This window comes from Pseudomonas sp. 20-5 (assembly GCF_056782835.1).
Genome location: NZ_CM165584.1, coordinates 4314395 through 4331552, shown reverse-complemented (window position 1 = coordinate 4331552; position 17158 = coordinate 4314395). Strand labels below are relative to the sequence as shown.

At 61.4% G+C, this 17158-nt stretch carries 11 protein-coding genes and 1 pseudogene; 4 read left to right on the top strand and 8 right to left on the bottom strand.

What is annotated here, in order from left to right; all coding sequences use genetic code 11:
• The 4 genes from AC1RB9_RS19875 to AC1RB9_RS19860 all read right to left on the bottom strand — a co-directional run bounded on the left by AC1RB9_RS19875 (window position 1) and on the right by AC1RB9_RS19860 (window position 5568).
• Window positions 1-1182 (bottom strand): iron-containing alcohol dehydrogenase, encoded by a 1182-nt coding sequence (locus AC1RB9_RS19875; protein ID WP_003101834.1) that lies wholly within the window; start codon window positions 1180-1182, stop codon window positions 1-3.
• Window positions 1183-1283: 101 nt separating this feature from the next.
• Window positions 1284-2774, bottom strand: coding sequence for an APC family permease (locus tag AC1RB9_RS19870; protein WP_003109081.1), 1491 nt, complete (start codon window positions 2772-2774; stop codon window positions 1284-1286).
• A 259-nt stretch (window positions 2775-3033) separates the two neighbouring features.
• Window positions 3034-4950, bottom strand: a complete 1917-nt coding sequence (gene toxA, locus AC1RB9_RS19865) for an exotoxin A (RefSeq protein ID WP_003449071.1) — start codon at window positions 4948-4950, stop codon at window positions 3034-3036.
• A 249-nt stretch (window positions 4951-5199) separates the two neighbouring features.
• Complete coding sequence (locus AC1RB9_RS19860) at window positions 5200-5568, bottom strand: DUF2195 family protein (protein ID WP_003112477.1); 369 nt, start codon at window positions 5566-5568, stop codon at window positions 5200-5202.
• A 497-nt stretch (window positions 5569-6065) separates the two neighbouring features.
• On the opposite strand from AC1RB9_RS19860, the pseudogene AC1RB9_RS19855 reads away from it, so the two are divergent.
• Both AC1RB9_RS19855 and AC1RB9_RS19850 read left to right on the top strand, forming a co-directional pair.
• Window positions 6066-7763: pseudogene (locus AC1RB9_RS19855) on the top strand (S-type pyocin domain-containing protein); the annotation flags it as partial.
• 14 nt (window positions 7764-7777) lie between these two features.
• Window positions 7778-8011: a pyocin S6 family toxin immunity protein gene (locus AC1RB9_RS19850; RefSeq protein WP_003449079.1), complete on the top strand. Its 234-nt coding sequence runs from the start codon at window positions 7778-7780 to the stop codon at window positions 8009-8011.
• A gap of 401 nt (window positions 8012-8412) precedes the next feature.
• Here AC1RB9_RS19850 and AC1RB9_RS19845 read toward each other — a convergent pair whose 3' ends face one another.
• Both AC1RB9_RS19845 and AC1RB9_RS19840 read right to left on the bottom strand, forming a co-directional pair.
• Entirely contained in the window at window positions 8413-8880 is a 468-nt protein-coding gene (locus tag AC1RB9_RS19845; protein ID WP_003449081.1) for a hypothetical protein, read from the bottom strand.
• Between the two features lie 364 nt (window positions 8881-9244).
• Window positions 9245-9799: a BRO-N domain-containing protein gene (locus AC1RB9_RS19840; RefSeq protein WP_003449084.1), complete on the bottom strand. Its 555-nt coding sequence runs from the start codon at window positions 9797-9799 to the stop codon at window positions 9245-9247.
• A gap of 862 nt (window positions 9800-10661) precedes the next feature.
• Here AC1RB9_RS19840 and AC1RB9_RS19835 point away from each other — a divergent pair.
• Complete coding sequence (locus AC1RB9_RS19835) at window positions 10662-11801, top strand: AAA family ATPase (protein ID WP_023088929.1); 1140 nt, start codon at window positions 10662-10664, stop codon at window positions 11799-11801.
• Window positions 11802-11809: 8 nt separating this feature from the next.
• Window positions 11810-12403 carry a DUF4276 family protein gene (locus AC1RB9_RS19830; RefSeq protein WP_071535981.1) on the top strand — a complete coding sequence of 198 codons (594 nt, stop codon included), beginning with the start codon at window positions 11810-11812 and terminating at the stop codon, window positions 12401-12403.
• 111 nt (window positions 12404-12514) lie between these two features.
• Here the strand turns inward: AC1RB9_RS19830 and AC1RB9_RS19825 are convergent, their stop codons facing one another.
• Window positions 12515-13762, bottom strand: coding sequence for a ribonucleotide-diphosphate reductase subunit beta (locus tag AC1RB9_RS19825; RefSeq protein WP_003086547.1), 1248 nt, complete (start codon window positions 13760-13762; stop codon window positions 12515-12517).
• A 263-nt stretch (window positions 13763-14025) separates the two neighbouring features.
• Window positions 14026-16917 (bottom strand): ribonucleoside-diphosphate reductase subunit alpha, encoded by a 2892-nt coding sequence (locus AC1RB9_RS19820; RefSeq protein ID WP_003082358.1) that lies wholly within the window; start codon window positions 16915-16917, stop codon window positions 14026-14028.
• Window positions 16918-17158: the final 241 nt, after the last annotated feature.

Sequence of the window (17158 nt, the reverse complement as noted above, 5' to 3'; positions counted from 1 at the left end):
TCAGGCGAGAGTCCCGGCCACCGCCTGGCGGTAGATGCGCGCATAATCCCGGGCATCGAGCGGCAGGGCGTTGGTCGCCGAGGACGACAGGTCGGCCAGCGCCTGCTCGCCCACCCATTGCGCGTCCTCGCCATCCAGGCCGAGGGCGGCGAGGTTCGCCGGGATGCCGATGCGCGCGCGCAGTTCGAGGATCCACGCCAGCAGGCCGTCGAAGCTCGCTTCGTCGAGTTCCAGGTAGCGCGCCAGGCGCGCGGCGTCGGCTTCTATCGCCGGGCGGTTGGCCAGCAGAACGTAGGGCAGCAGCACGGCGTTCAGCAGGCCGTGGTGCAGGTGATGGCGAGCGCCCAGCGGGTGGGCCAGGGCGTGGACCCCGCCAAGCCCCTTCTGGAATGCCACTGCGGCGCTGGCCGAGGCTACCAGCATGCCTTCCCGGGCGGCGAGGTCGTTGCCGTCGCGCACGGCGTTTTCCAGGTGCTGCCTGACCAGGCGCACGCCTTCCAGGGCGATGCCCGCCGACATCGGATGGTAGAGCGGCGAGAACAGCGCCTCCAGGTGATGGGTGAGGGCGTCCATGCCGGTGGCGGCGCTCAGCGCCGGCGGCAACCCGCGGGTCAGGCGCGGGTCGAGGAATACGCAGGCGGCCAGCAGCTCGCGATGGCCGACGACCCGCTTGATGCCCAGTTGCGTGTCGGTCAGCACCGCCTCGCGTCCCAGTTCCGAGCCGGTGCCGGCGGTCGTGGGCAGCGCCAGCAGCGGCGGCAGGCCGAGCAGCGGGTAGTCGGCGAGGGTCGGATAGCTGCGCAGCGTCTGGGTCCATTCGAAGCGTTCGAGGCCGTGCGGATCGCGGCTGAGCAGGGCGATTCCCTTGGCCGCGTCGAGGGCGCTGCCGCCGCCGAGAGCGATCAGCGCGTCATGCCCGCCAGCCTCGAAGCGCCTGGCGCCGCCGTGGACTTCAGCGAGGCTGGGGTTGCTCGACAGTTCGTGGAACAGGTCATGGTCGATGCCGGCGCGTTCCAGGCACTCGCGCACCAGGCGCAGGGGCTCCAGGGCGAGCATGCCGGGATCGGTGACCAGCAGGGGCCGGCGTGCGCCCGCCAGCGCGCAACGCCTCGGCAGTTGTTCCAGGGCGCCGACGCCGCAGAGGATATCGGTGGGGTAGTTCCAGTAATGCAGGTCGCTCATGGCGATGCTCCGTGAAAGCAGGATGATCCGGGCCCCGCCGGGCGCGAAGCCAGCGTGCGGGAACAACCGGAGGAGGCGCCGGAACGGCCGGCGCGTGCGGGTCAGTCCGCCGGCGGAGCGGCGAAGCTGAGGCTGGTGGCGATGCGCCGATGCGGCTTGGCGATGACCATGTAGAGCAGGCCGAACGCGGCCAGCGCGGAGAACACCACGACCACCGCCCAGACCTGGAACCAGGGCGCGTCGGGCGGGGCGAGGCTGGCCCGCGGCCAGGCGACGTTGAGCGCCTCGAACGACAGCCAGGCGACTGCCAGGACGTTCACCGCCAGCCCCGCGCGTCCCAGGCGCAAGGCGCCCTTGTCCGGGTCCCAGCGGCCGACGAGGCGGGCCCAGAGGGCGCAGGCGGCGACGATCAGAAAGACCACGAAGAAACCGCCGCTGCCGAACGCGATCAGCGTGCCGACCGCCGTGGCGTTCAGCCCCAGGGCCAGGCCTAGGCTGGCCAGCAGCGTGCTGCAGACCATCGCCGCCATCGGCACCTTGCGCCGGTCGACCCGGCGCAGCAGGGCGGAGCCGGGCAGGATGGCGTCGCGCGCCATGCCGAAGATCGCCCGGCCGATGTAGGTCTGCACCGACACCACGCAGGCGACGAAGGCGATCAGCACCACTGCGACGAAGGGCCGCTCGGCCCAGGCGCCGAAGGCGTCCACCACCGCCGGGGTGACCGGGTCGACCACCTGGCCGCTGACCACCGCGCCGATGTCCTGGTAGGACAGGGTCACGGCGAAGGCGGTGAGCATCACGGTGAGTCCCACCACCAGCATCGAGCGCAGGATCGCCCGGGGAGTGGAGACGCGGGCATCGGTGGTTTCCTCGGAAATCTGCGAGCAGGCGTCGAAGCCGAGGAAGGCCCAGCCGCCCACCGCCAGCGCGGTCAGCACGCCGTCCAGGTAGGCGCCGTCCGCACCGCCTGTGCCGCCCGGGCCGCTGAACAGCAGGTCGAGCGGATGGTTGCGGAAGAACAGCAGCAACAGCACGCCGATACCGATGGAGGCGATGGCCTCGGCGACGATCCCGGCATTGACGAAGTACTTCAGCGGGTTGATCCCCAGCAGGTTCACCGCCAGGCCCAGCGCCAGCAGCAGCGCGCCGCAGAGCACCTGGCCGTTGGCCGACGGCGGCGCGCCGGTCGCCAGCAGGCCGAGCCAGAAGCCGCCGAGGTAGGCCACGGTGGTCAGCGAGGCCAGCGCCGAAGCCAGGTAGAGGAAGCCGGTGAACCAGGCCAGGCGGTCGCCCACCAGGCGCCGCACCCACTGGTAGCAGCCGCCGGCCAGCGGAAACTGCGAGGACAGCTCGGCGTAGACCAGCGCCACGCCGAACTGCAGCAGCAGGCACAGCGGCACCACCCAGACCCAGGAGGGGCCCATGCTCATGGCGCCGAGGGACATCACCGAGTAGATGCCCACCACCGGCGAGATGGTGGCGAAGCCGACGGAAAAGGACGACCACAGGCTCAGCCCGCGCTCCAGTTCCTGGCGATAGCCGTGGGCCGCCAGCAGGCGTTCGTCGCGGGAGGTATCGCGGAGATCAGTCATGGCGGTCTCCGGGCGAGCGCTGCGGGGAAGGGGAAAGGCGGATGCCACCGATGCGATGGGTGAGCATGGAGAGTCCTCGTCGGCTATTGGAATTGTTATGGCCGCTTCCGGGACGAGCGAAAGCGTGGCAGACGCAGGTTAGGCGGATTACCTATCAGGATGAATTCATATTCGATTGGGCTGGCATCAGGAAAACCTGATGTATGGCCAGGCCCCGAGAAGGCCGGCTCCTGCGAAGGGAGCCGGCCGGTCGCGGCAGCTACTTCAGGTCCTCGCGCGACGGTTTGCCGGGCTGGCTGGCGTAGTCCGGCAGGGCGCTGATCGCCTGTTCCTTGTCGGGGATGCTGGACGGGTCGAGGTCGCCGCCGACGTTGCGCGGGTCGGTGGGGATCGCCGAGGGAATCACCACGGTGCGCTCGGCCAGCGGCCAGCCGAGAATGGTCTCCAGGCGCCCGCCTTCCTCCTCGGGGCCGGTGATGGCGTCCAGGCGCAGCGGCAGCGGATGGCCGATCAGCCGTTCGACCTCGCCCGCCGCCTCCGGCGCGGCCAGGGTCAGGCCGGTGCGGTAGAAGCCCGGCAGACTCGAGCGCGGCACATAGACCCGCAGCAGGGCACCGTTGCGGATCCGGCCGCGCGCGTCGGGTTCCTGGTCCTGGGCGTAGCCGTAGGCCAGCGCCGGATCGCCGGCGATATAGAAACCGCGCCAGATCGCGTCGAGGTCCTGGCTGCGCGCGCGCACCCCGCCGAAGACGATGCTTTGCGCCGCTTCGAGGAAGGTGCCGTGGTAGCCGACGAACACATAGCCGCGCTCCTCCAGTTGGCGGTGCGCCTGGAGCAGCCGCTCCACCGTCCAGTTCTGCGTGCCGCGGGTGCTGAAGCTGATGTCGCCGCCGTCGCCGAGGAACTCCGCGCCAGTGGGATAGTTGCGCTCCAGCAGGGCGTCGCCGCTGTCCGCCGGGCCCGCGCATTCACCGGCGGCGACCGGGCAGGTCAGGCTCACCACGTCGGCGCTGGCCGCGCCGGCCTCGTCGTTGCCTGTGCCCTGCCGGACGAAGCGCTCGCTCTCGGCGGCGGCCAGGGTCAGGGCCAGACGGGCCTGCTCCGGCTGCTCGCGGATCGCTTCGCCCAGGTCGCCGCCGCTGCCGGGGCTGGCCAGGGCGTTGCGGATCACCTGGTCGACCTGGTTCCACGAAAGTCGCGCCGCCAGGTAGAGGGCGACCAGCCGCTGCACCGGATAGCCGCACTGCTCCAGTTGTTCCCAGCCGCGCGGCTGGCGATGACGGGTGAAAGTCTCCAGCGGCAGGTGGCAGGCCTGGTGCGCGGTCAGCGCGGCCAGGCTGCCGCCTTCGGGGAAGTGCAGGCGATGACTGATGACCGTGGGCTTGATGTCCAGGTCATGCTTCGCCGGGTTGCCGGCGAGCACCCGGTAGATCTTGCCTTCCCAGGTATCGTCGAGGTTGCAGCGCTGCTGGGCGAGGTAGTTGTAGACCCCGTCCAGCGGGTCGAGCAGGCACAACACCTTGCCGCTGGCCCATTCGCTCCAGCGCTTTTCCCGGCGCGGCTGGGCCTGGGCCATGACCACGCTGACCCCGGCATGGCTGATGGCGAGCGTCGGCTGCATCTCGTTGCTCTCGTGCGCCCTGACGAAGAAGGTGGCATCGCGCGCCAGCTTCGCCAGCAACTCGTCGCCCATCTCGATGGTGTAGATCGGCGACATGTGGCTGAGCTGGTTACCGGCGTTCAGTTCGTGGATGAACACCTTGATGTTCGAAGGCTTCTCGTGGCCGATCGGTACCAGCCAGTTCAGCGACCAACTGCCGCGCGCCTGGCGCGTGTAGCTGTAGCGCACCGGCTTGTTCGGCTCGACGCCGCCTTCGAGGCGGATGGTCAGGCCGTTGCTGGTGATGCTGAGGGCGTTGTCGATGGCCAGCTTGAGCGCGTCGTTGCCGCCCTCCAGGACCATGGAGTAGTGCAGCACGCCCTGGCCGTTGGTGTCGGCGATGGCCGGGTCGACGCTCATGCGGCTGGAACGCACGCCGTCCTTGAGGTCGAGCACGCAGGCCTTGGCGCATTCGTTCCAGAGGTCGAAGGCTTCCTCGGCGGCGGACGCGGACGAGCCGCCGGCGAGCAGGCCGAGGCTGGCGACCAGGGGGATCCAATGGGGTATCAGGTGCATCGCGATGGCTCCTGTGATGGGTGAAGGATGAGGCTGATCGAGCGGTTGGTTTTTCTTGTCGGGCGGGCCGGCGGAGAGCGGCGGGGCGTCTAGGGTGCGGGATGCGGGGAGGCTGGCGGGGAGCGGAAGAGGGCTTTTATGGGATTTATGAACTGGATTGCAGAGTGGTGAATGTGCGAACGGGAGGCTTGCCGATCGGCGTGTGCATGCAGGGCGTCCATCTCGGCCTGGTGGTGGCAGCCCGGCCTGTCAGTCAGGCGCCTGGCAACCCAGGGTGACGACCAGTTCGCGGCCGCTCGCCAAGCCGGCGTCCGCCGCCAGGGTCAGCGTGCGCGGCGTGTCTTGGCGACTATCGAGCAGCCCCTCTTGAAGCACGAGGCTGTCGGCGCTGGCGCCCCTGGCCAGCAGCCGATATCGCACCAGCGCTGAGGTACAGCCGCATTCGCCAGTGGAGCGCCGGGCCTCAAGGGTGAGTGGCAGGTGCAACTGGCCCTCCGCCGTGTGCGGTGCACCGAGCCGGGCGGCGAGGCAGGCGGAGAGGGCATTGTCGAGCGTCGCCGCGTCGGCGAATGGGGCGGCCAGGCAGAGGCTGCCGAGGAGCAGAGCTTTGGCGTCCATGTCGGGGTTCCGCTGGGGATGGAAAGGGCATCATGGCTGAGGTGGCTTTATTCGTCGAACGATGGCTGGCCCTGCCGGTATATCGGCCAGGACTTCATGCGCTGCGGAAATGGCCTGACCAGGTGCAGCGGCTTGCAATCAAAAACGCTGGGCTCGCAATCAGGGTGGTTTTGTCCGGAAGCTCGCGAAGGGGCGGCATGGATGAATTTTGAAGGTGGGACTTCGTTAATGAACCGAAGGTATGCGGCTTCCGTTACTGGCAGGGGTAGATGAGGTTTTCGTGCAGAAAATGACCGCTGGATGGGCGCATGCGCAAACGAGGTCGTTTCGTAGAAGGGAATGGCCAAGGATGGGCCTTCTGGGTCATTGGATACGGGATATTGCAGTTTGATTGCTGTGTATTTCCAGTGTATTGGCGTTCATTTGGCAAGGGGCGTTTAAAAAGTCTAATTCGACGTAAATAATAAGCCATGCACTCATGGAAGTAGGAGATACATATGGCACGACCCATTGCTGACCTTATCCACTTCAACTCTACAACTGTCACGGCAAGCGGAGACGTTTATTACGGCCCTGGGGGAGGTACCGGCATTGGCCCCATTGCCAGACCTATAGAGCACGGCTTGGATTCGTCCACTGAAAATGGCTGGCAAGAGTTTGAAAGTTATGCTGATCTGGGCGTTGACCCCAGACGCTATGTTCCTCTTCAGGTTAAAGAAAAACGCAGGGAGATCGAGCTTCAGTTCCGAGATGCCGAGAAAAAACTTGAGGCGTCGGTACAAGCCGAGCTGGATAAGGCTGATGCCGCTCTTGGTCCGGCAAAGAATCTTGCACCATTGGACGTCATCAACCGCAGTCTGACCATCGTTGGAAACGCCCTCCAGCAAAAGAATCAAAAACTACTGCTGAATCAGAAGAAGATTACCAGCCTGGGTGCAAAGAATTTCCTTACCCGTACGGCGGAAGAGATCGGTGAACAAGCGGTGCGAGAAGGCAATATTAACGGACCTGAAGCCTATATGCGCTTCCTCGACAGGGAAATGGAAGGTCTCGCGGCAGCTTATAACGTAAAACTCTTCACCGAAGCGATCAGTAGTCTCCAGATCCGCATGAATACGTTGACCGCCGCCAAAGCAAGTATTGAGGCGGCCGCAGCAAACAAGGCGCGTGAACAAGCAGCGGCTGAGGCCAAACGCAAAGCCGAAGAGCAGGCCCGCCAGCAAGCGGCGATAAGAGCTGCCAATACCTATGCCATGCCGGCCAATGGCAGCGTTGTCGCCACCGCCGCAGGCCGGGGTCTGATCCAGGTCGCACAAGGCGCCGCATCCCTTGCTCAAGCGATCTCCGATGCGATTGCCGTCCTGGGCCGGGTCCTGGCTTCAGCACCCTCGGTGATGGCCGTGGGCTTTGCCAGTCTGACCTACTCCTCCCGGACTGCCGAGCAATGGCAGGACCAAACGCCCGATAGCGTTCGTTACGCCCTGGGCATGGATGCCGCTAAATTGGGGCTTCCCCCAAGCGTAAACCTGAACGCGGTTGCAAAAGCCAGCGGTACCGTCGATCTGCCGATGCGCCTGACCAACGAGGCACGAGGCAACACGACGACCCTTTCGGTGGTCAGCACCGATGGTGTGAGCGTTCCGAAAGCCGTTCCGATCCGGATGGCGGCCTACAATGCCACGACAGGCCTGTACGAGGTTACGGTTCCCTCTACGACCGCAGAAGCGCCGCCACTGATCCTGACCTGGACGCCGGCGAGTCCTCCAGGAAACCAGAACCCTTCGAGTACCACTCCGGTCGTACCGAAGCCGGTGCCGGTATATGAGGGAGCGACCCTTACACCGGTGAAGGCCAAACCAGAAACCTATCCAGGAGTGATGACGCTACCGGATGATCTGATCATCGGCTTCCCGGCCGACTCGGGGATCAAGCCGATCTATGTGATGATAAGCCGAGAGCACAGTTACCATCCTGCTCCGGCAACACTACCTGCCTTCCCCGACGCCTTGAGAGCTAAGCCAAAAACCTCTATTCAAGGTGGTGGTGGGTTGCGTAAGCGTTGGAAGGATAAAAAAGGGAATATCTATGAATGGGACTCTCAGCATGGCAGTGTTGAAATGTATGACAAGAGAGGGCGGCACTTGGGAGAGTTTAATTCTAATACAGGTGCTCGCACGAAACCCGCTGATCCAAAAAGGAGTGTAGAACCATGACCGTATTGATTTCTGGATACCTAGCATCGGGAAATGATGACTCCTTGAAGTATGAAAAGGCCGTTCCTTCCGGATGCATCTCGCAAGTTATGGAGGTGATGCGCTGGAAGAAAGGGGAGAATATTGAAGGTGAATATCCCGTCAAGGATAATGATGTCGTAAGGATTGAGGAGATTCTAGGCGAAAAACTTCCGGTTGGATTGGAGTATTTTATTGGGGTTTACGCCTAGCTACAAGTTCTAGAGGAAGGCCCTACTGCATGGGCCTTCTTTGTTAAGTTGGACAGCTATTGGTGGAGTGGTTTTCTTTGGTCTGATAGTTGTAAATAAAGAGAGCACTACTGGAAAGGCCTAGATTTGTAGTAGTCATGGAGAAAAGATCACTCTGTTGCTTCAAGTCCTGACTCCTTTCAGGGCATGTGGCAGGGTCAGACCCGGACCAGCGGGCTTGGGCTGTCGAGGAGTTGGGGGCAGTCGGAGAGGGGGATCCAGGTCTTGCCTTGCCGGTGCAGGGTGTCGATCTCGGCGGTCTGCCAGCGCGGCGCGCAAGGCCCGGTGGTGGGTGAACGACTAGGGTGGAGGTGCGGTGAGAACCGTTGGAGAATTGCCCCCAGGCGAGTTGGCTGTCGTACTCACCTCTTAAACTTCAGGATGATTGACGCAAGCAAATCACTCACTGTCCAAACCACTCCTCCCAGAATAGAAGCTCCCAGCAGAATCGATAGTTCCTTGCTGAATGAAGAGGTTCTCCTTGCGGATATATTGTCTCCCATCGCCCCAATACCCAGAATGCAAAGGCCAAGGTAAAACAGCGCTCTGAGGAAGAGATACTGCTCATGCCCCCTGAGAACCTTTGGTAGCCCTCCATTGGTGATATAAGTCGTGAGTATTATTAATGCGTGGGCCAAGCATGAAAGACTCAGAGAGAGTATGACAGCTCGCGCAATGTCTCGACTCATATCGAAACCAATGCTGCTGTAGAACCTCCATACGCTTTCGACGAAGGGGGGCAGGCTGATCGGAGACCTTATCAAGAGTATTCCACTGAGCAGATAAAGCGCTGCTACAGCGATAACGCACCACTTCTTGTCGCTCACCATGTTCCTCTCATTAGTCGAATAGCGTTTCTGGTGAGCCATTCAAGTGGACTTCCAGTGGTCTTTGTGTCGCTCTGCGGGACTTTGCCATCACTGCTTACAATAAAATGTGATCTAGATCTCTATTGGTGGTGGCATAAGTTTCAGTAAGTGCTCCGGGCCGTTTGTCTGGTTACCAGACGATTCGAACGAGGGGCTTTGGAAGGACCTTGGCTTTGGTATTTCTGCGGGGCTCTGGGTAGCAACAGGGCTTGGAAATCCAGTCCTAGGATCTGTACAGACGAGCGTGCCGGGGCATTGGGGAAAGGTTGCCAAAGGTCGTGCTGTTGTTACAAGCCCTGACTCCTTTCAGGGCGTATGACGGGGGTCAGGCCCGGATCAGCGGGCGTGGGCTGTCGAGGAGTTGGGGGCAGTCGCAGAGGGGGATCCAGGTCTTACCTTGCCAGTGCAGGGTGTCGATCTCGGCGGTTTTCCAGTGCAGCACGGCGCGCTGGGGCGTGGTTTTGGGGTGGGACTGGCTGCGCAGGCGTGGCAGCACCGAGCCGCTGACCCAACGGCGCAAACCCCGCGCCGCGCCGGGCACGGCGAGCCAGAGCAAGGCATAGAGCCCGGACTCGCTGACCAGGCAGTCCTGGCGTGGCCCGTGGCGTTCGTCATGGAGCCAGGCGAGCCGCCACTGATCGGTGTCCAGATGCCGCTCCAGCGCATGACAGAGGGCGAACAAGCGCTCGCGCTGTTCCGCCGTCGCCAGCGGCCACGGCGCCTCGTCACACAACGCCGCCGGCGCCCGACCGCCTAGGTAACGGCCCAGCAGTCGCACCAGGTCGGAGAGTACGAACCAGCCTTCCTCATCCAGCAGCACGGCGCGCAGGACCCGATGGCGGTGGGTGAAACAACTGGGGTGGAGGAGGGCGTCAGACATGGCGCACCTCCGGGGAAGTGCTGGGGTGAAGCGATGTGGGTGGAGATATGAGGGTGGTGATAGGCATTTCCGTTACCTCTGCTGATGGCAAAACAGCGTTGAAAGCTGGGCGCCGGGAGCTAAGAAACCCTACTACCTAGCTAGAGGGCCGGACATATTTCCCTTTCGGGTTTTTTATTAGTCCACTCCCGGCATTACAGAGGTTTTTGAGGGCGAGAGAGTACCGCAGACTCAAAAAAGCCGCTTGCTTGTCGGGAGCGGCTTGGCCGCTAGGTAGTTGGGCGTTTCTTAGGCGCCGGTGGCAGATTATTGCGGCAAGAGGGACGAAACAACCGAGCTGAACGAGCGAAGTTGAAAGACTTTCTCTATCAAAGAAACCATATGGAACAGGGCATTTTGACCAGTTCCGCGTCGTCTGGCGCTTAGCCGCTTTGCCCCATCTTGCGAATCACGCTTTGCGTGATTTGCCCTACGTCTTCCAGAGAAATATCCGACGCTCCGGCCCGCCCCATCAGGAGGCCGAGCGGAATCGTCGTGTAGGGGGTTGAGCGGCAGGAGGCCGCGAAAGTCGCCTCGGTCCACGAAGGACCGTGGTGGCGTGCCCCTGGAACGGCGATGGAGGGAGGGAACCCCAGTCGCAAAGCTACTGGGGCCGGATGCAGGGGCAAGCGCTTCTGGTTACTTTTGCCGCGACTGGCAAAAGTGACTCGCCGGGGGCGAAAGAAGGGTTTTCATTATGCTACGGACTTGAGATGATAACTACAGGCTGACTATTTTTCTTATCTGATGGATTTGTTTTTTATGGTTAGGAAAAATTTTCTGAAATAGTCTCGTTCACTTTCTAGGATGAAAAGGAGTTTTTATGAAGGTCGTAAGACTAAAGCTTAAGAATTGGCTTAACTTTAGAGAGGTGGATGTTCCTTTAACGGATAGATGCTATCTGTTAGGGCCGAACGCTGCGGGGAAATCAAATTTTTTAGACGTTTTTCGATTTCTGCGTGATGTGGCGAAAACAAATGGCGGTGGGCTTCAGAAGGCAGTGAATGATAGAGGAGGGATTAAGAAACTTCGGTGTTTACAGGCCAGGCGTGATCCTGTTGTGCGAATAGAAGTTCACCTGGAAGATAATCAGACGAAGTGGGAATATGCCCTGGCTTTTCAAAGTGAGGGGAAAGGGGCACAGAAATTAGTTGTTATAGAGGAGTCGGTGGTAAAAGATAATATGGTCTTGGTTATCCGTCCGGATAAACATGACGTTCAGGATGGTTTGAGGCTCACTCAAACTTATCTTGAACAGATCAATGCTAACCAATCCTTCAGGCCTCTGAGTGAGTTCTTTTCTGCAACTACGTATTTACATTTGGTTCCGCAGTTGCTGCGATTTGGTGAGAAGATTGCAATCAGAGCTATGGAGGATGATCCGTTCGGTCAAGGTTTCTTAGAGCGGTTGGCTAAAACGCAGGATCGTACACGAGTTAGTAGATTGAAACGGATCGAGAAAACCCTTACGGCGGCGTTGCCGCAGTTTAGGGAGCTCCAGTTTATAAAGGACGAAGCAGGTAAACCTCACTTGCAGGCTCGGTATGAGCACTGGAGGCCGAATGCAGGTTGGCAGACTGAAGAGCAATTCTCTGATGGTACATTACGTCTCATTGGTCTTTTGTGGTCAATGATGGATGGAGATAACTTGCTGCTTTTGGAAGAGCCAGAGCTTTCCTTGAATGATGCAATTGTAGAAAAGATTCCGTTAATGATTGATAGGATTCAGAAGCAGTCGAAGCAACGTAGGCAGGTTCTAATAAGTACCCATAGCGAAGCACTTTTGAAAAGTCCGATTGATGCTAATGGCGTTCTCTTGTTGGAGCCTACAGATAAAGGAACCAGAGTTCGGCAGCCAGATAGCGCGGAGAAGAAAATGCTTGATTGCGGGCTGACTGTGGCAGAGGTGATTTTGCCTAAGGCTAGACCTCAATTGACTTTGCAGGGAACTCTTTTTGATTAGGGTTTAATATGGATTTTCTGATTGCTACTGAGGATGCTGTAAGTGAGAGTGTTCTGGTTCGTCTTGTTGAGGGGGTGGGGAGGGGGTTTAATGTTCATACTAGGTTAGGGGGGCGGGGTTTTGGCTATTTAAGGCAGAAGATGGAAGCTTTTAATTCTATTGCTAGTTATATGCCGGTGATTGTGCTTACTGATTTGGATACGTCAAGAACCGTATATGACTTGCGTAAGAAATGGTTGCCTAAAAATAAGTCTGAAAATTTGATATTTCGTATTGCCGTTCGAGAGATTGAATCGTGGATTCTTGCCGATTCGGAGTCTTTTTCGGAATTTCTGGGGGTAAGCAAGGCTGTGATTCCAAGAGCGCCTGATGAGTTGGCTAACCCCAAAGATAAACTGCTAGAGCTAGTCAAAAAGTCTAGCAAAAGAAGCCTGAAGGAAGAGATGTTACCCGCTAAAAATAGTAGCTCTCCTATTGGGCTTGGTTATAATGTTAACTTGTGTAGTTATGTTGAGGGGGATTGGTCATTTGAAAGGGCCTGTGAGCGCTCGCCAAGCTTGGCTAGGGCAAAGAAATGCTTAAGTGGTTTTGTTTTCAAGTAATATATTTTAATAAAAGAGCCCTGGAGTGTCAGGGCTCTTTTATTTTTACGGCTGCCCCAAAGATCCCTTTCCGGCGACAGCGTCTAACGGTCTTGACCTAAATCGAGAATCTCAATCCCAGCTCAGTGCTCCGCCCGTCTGGTACTCGATAACCCGCGTCTCGAAGAAGTTCTTCTCCTTCTTCAGGTCCATGATCTCCGACATCCACGGGAACGGGTTGGTGGTCCCCGGATACTCTTCCTTCAGGCCGATCTGGGTCAGGCGCCGGTTGGCGATGAACTTCAGGTAGTCCTCCATCATCGCCGCGTTCATGCCCAGCACCCCGCGCGGCATGGTGTCGCGCGCGTATTCGATCTCCAGCTGGGTGCCCTGGAGGATCATCTGGGTCGCCTCGTCCTTCATCTGGGCGTCCCACAGGTGCGGGTTCTCGATCTTGATCTGGTTGATCACGTCGATGCCGAAGTTCAGGTGCATCGACTCGTCGCGGAGGATGTACTGGAACTGCTCGGCGGTGCCGGTCATCTTGTTGCGGCGGCCCATGGAGAGGATCTGGGTGAAGCCGCAGTAGAAGAAGATGCCTTCCAGCACGCAGTAGTAGGCGATCAGGTTGCGCAGGAACTGGCGGTCGGTTTCCGGGGTGCCGGTCTGGAACATCGGGTCGGAGATCGAGCGGGTGTACTTCAGGCCCCACGAGGCCTTCTTCGCCACGCTGGGGATCTCGTGGTACATGTTGAAGATCTCGCCCTCGTCCATGCCCAGCGACTCGATGCAGTACTGGTAGGCGTGGGTGTGGATCGCCTCTTCGAAGGCCTGGCGCAGGATGTACTGGCGGCACTCGGGGTTGGTGATCAGGCGGTACACGGCCAGCACCAGGTTGTTGGCGACCAGGGAGTCGGCGGTGGAGAAGAAGCCGAGGTTGCGCATGACGATGCGCCGCTCGTCTTCGCTGAGGCCGTCCTTGCTCTTCCACAGGGCGATGTCGGCGTTCATGTTGACTTCCTGCGGCATCCAGTGGTTGGCGCAACCATCCAGATACTTCTGCCAGGCCCAGTCGTACTTGAAGGGGACGAGCTGGTTGAGGTCGGCGCGGGCGTTGATCATCTGCTTGTCGCCGACCTGCACGCGCGCGGCGGAGCCTTCGAGGTCGTCCAGGCCTTCCTGGATGTCGAGGTCGTTCAGGGCCTTCTTGGCGCGGGCGACGGCGTCGGAGTCGTCGGCGGAAACGGCGCGCGCTTCTTCCACCGAGCCGGCGGCTTCGTCGTCCAGCTTGTCATGGCCCTGGGCAACGGCCTGGGCGGCGGCGGGCGCGGCCTTGGCTTCGGTCGGGTCTTCTTTGTCGAATTCGTCCCAGCTCAGCATCTTGCTCTCTCCTGGTCTGGCGGCCGTCTCGGCGGCCTGGATATGGGGCGTGAGGTGCACGCGAAAGCGGTGGTCCGGCACGGTCTGGCCGGGCCGTTCTTCTCCCCCGGAGGGAAGAAGGGGATTGTTCCTGGCCCTGGCGAGGGGCCTTGCGCTGCCAGCGTGGCGCTGGACGAGCGACCGTCAGGCGCCGGGCAGGCCGAACCCACGCGAGGAGTCCGGCTTGCCCGGCCGCGACACGGACGCCGTTCAGCGACGCGCGATCACTGGCAGGCTTCGCAGTCGGGGTTATCGATGCTGCACGCCTGCGGCACCGGCGCCGGCTTCGGCTCGGCGGCCGGGGCGGCTTGCAGGCCGTCGTTGCCACCGGCCGACACGGCGTTGAGCTTGCCGGTGTTGATGGTGGACTTCTCGGTGCTGGTGGCGGCCAGGGCACGGAGGTAGTAGGTGGTCTTCAGGCCGCGGAACCAGGCCATGCGGTAGGTCACGTCGAGCTTCTTGCCCGAGGCGCCGGCGATGTACAGGTTCAGCGACTGGGCCTGGTCGATCCACTTCTGACGACGGCTGGCGGCTTCGACGATCCAGCGGGTCTCGACTTCGAACGCGGTGGCGTAGAGGTCCTTGAGGTCCTGCGGGATGCGCTCGATCTGCTGCACGGAACCGTCGTAGTACTTCAGGTCGTTGACCATGACCGGGTCCCACAGGCCGCGGGCCTTGAGGTCGCGCACCAGGTAGGGGTTGATCACGGTGAATTCGCCGGAGAGGTTCGACTTCACGTACAGGTTCTGGTAGGTCGGCTCGATCGACTGCGAGACGCCGGTGATGTTGGCGATGGTCGCGGTCGGCGCGATGGCCATGATGTTCGAGTTGCGGATGCCTTTCTGTACGCGCTCGCGCAGCGGCGCCCAGTCGAGGGTTTCCGACAGGTCGACTTCGATGTACTTGGCGCCGCGCTCTTCGATCAGCTTCTTCTCCGAGTCGATCGGCAGGATGCCTTGCGACCACAGCGAGCCCTGGAAGGTCTGGTAGGCGCCGCGCTCGTCGGCCAGGTCGCAGGAAGCCTGGATCGCGTAGTAGCTGATGGCTTCCATGGACTGGTCGGCGAAGGCGATGGCCGCGTCCGAACCGTAGGGGATGTGCTGCAGGTACAGGGCGTCCTGGAAGCCCATGATGCCCAGGCCGACCGGACGGTGCTTGAAGTTGGAGTTCTGCGCCTGCGGGACCGAGTAGTAGTTGATGTCGATGACGTTATCGAGCATGCGTACCGCGGTCTTGACGGTCTTCTCCAGCTTGGCGGTGTCCAGCTTGCCGTCGACGATGTGGTTGACCAGGTTGATCGAGCCCAGGTTGCAGACGGCGATCTCGTCCTTGTTGGTGTTCAGGGTGATCTCGGTGCAGAGGTTCGAGCTGTGCACCACGCCCACGTGCTGCTGCGGGCTGCGCAGGTTGCACGGGTCCTTGAAGGTCAGCCACGGGTGGCCGGTCTCGAACAGCATGGAGAGCATCTTGCGCCACAGGTCCTTGGCCTGGACGACCTTGTGCAGCTTCAGCTTGCCGTAGCTGGCCAGGGCCTCGTAGTACTCGTAGCGCTCCTCGAAGGCCTTGCCGTAGAGGTCGTGCAGGTCGGGGACGTCGGACGGCGAGAAGAGGGTCCAGGAGCCGTCGTCGAAGACGCGCTTCATGAACAGGTCGGGGATCCAGTTGGCGGTGTTCATGTCGTGGGTACGACGACGGTCGTCACCGGTGTTCTTGCGCAGCTCGAGGAATTCCTCGATGTCCAGGTGCCAGGTCTCCAGGTAGGCGCAGACCGCGCCCTTGCGCTTGCCGCCCTGGTTGACCGCGACCGCGGTGTCATTGACCACTTTCAGGAAGGGCACGACGCCCTGGGACTTGCCGTTGGTGCCCTTGATGTAGGAGCCCAGCGCGCGCACCGGGGTCCAGTCGTTGCCCAGGCCGCCGGCGAATTTCGACAGCATGGCGTTGTCGTGGATGGCGCCGTAGATGCCCGACAGGTCGTCCGGCACGGTGGTCAGGTAGCAGCTGGAGAGCTGCGGACGCAGGGTACCGGCGTTGAACAGGGTGGGGGTGGAACTCATGTAGTCGAAGGACGACAGCAGGTTGTAGAACTCGATGGCACGTGCCTCGCGGTCCTTCTCCTCGATGGCCAGACCCATGGCCACGCGCATGAAGAAGATCTGCGGCAGTTCGAAGCGGATGCCGTCCTTGTGGATGAAGTAGCGGTCGTACAGGGTCTGCAGGCCGAGGTAGGTGAACTGCTGGTCGCGCTCGTGATCGATGGCCTTGCCCAGTTTCTCCAGGTCGAATTCCTTCAGCTTGGCATCGACCAGCTCGAACTCGGCGCCTTTCTCGATGTAGGCCGGCAGGGCCTTGGCGTACAGCTCGGCCATTTCGTGATGGGTGGCGCTCTCGGCCACGCCGAGGAAGCCCAGGGCTTCGGCGCGCAGGGTGTCCATCAGCAGGCGGGCGGTGACGTAGGAGTAGTTCGGCTCGCGCTCGACCAGGGTGCGCGCGGTCATCACCAGGGCGGTGTTGACGTCCTTCTCGGCGACGCCGTCGTAGAGGTTCTTCAGGGTCTCGCGCTCGATCAGCGCGCCGTCCACCTCGGCCAGGCCTTCGCAGGCTTCGCTGATGATGGTGTTCAGGCGGCCCATGTCCAGCGGCGACAGGCTGCCGTCGGCGCGGGTGATGCGGATGCTCGGGTGCGGCTGGGCGACGTCGCTGGCGGCGCCGGCGTTCTTGCGCTCGGCGGCGCGGGCTTCGCGGTAGATCACGTAGTCGCGGGCGACCTTCTGCTCGCCGGCGCGCATCAGGGCCAGTTCGACCTGGTCCTGGATCTCTTCGATGTGGATGGTGCCGCCGGACGGCATGCGGCGCTTGAAGGTGGCGGTGACCTGCTCGGTCAGGCGGCGCACGGTGTCATGGATACGCGACGAGGCGGCGGCGGTGCCGCCTTCCACGGCGAGGAACGCCTTGGTGATGGCCACGGTGATCTTGTCATCGGTGTAGGGGACTACGGTGCCGTTGCGCTTGATCACGCGCAGCTGGCCCGGCGCGGTGGCGGCCAGATCCTGCGACGAATCGGCGGCCTGCGGCGCACTGGCCTGCGGGTTCTCGCGTGTGGTGTCGGTATGCATGGGTGGGTATCTCCACGTTCTCGTAATGGTTTTGCTAGCGGGCGCCGGGGCGCCCATTCCCTTGAATCGATAAAGAGCCGGGCAGCCGGCCTCGCGGCGGCTGCTTCATTCGAATGCTGAGGGTGGGGACTGTGAGTGCCTCCCTGGCCCTGGCGGGTTCGTGGCGTTTTGCCGTCGAACACAATACCTAGTGGTGTTGACTGTCTGTTTACAGCGTCCGTTGCAACACCCGTACCGCTTT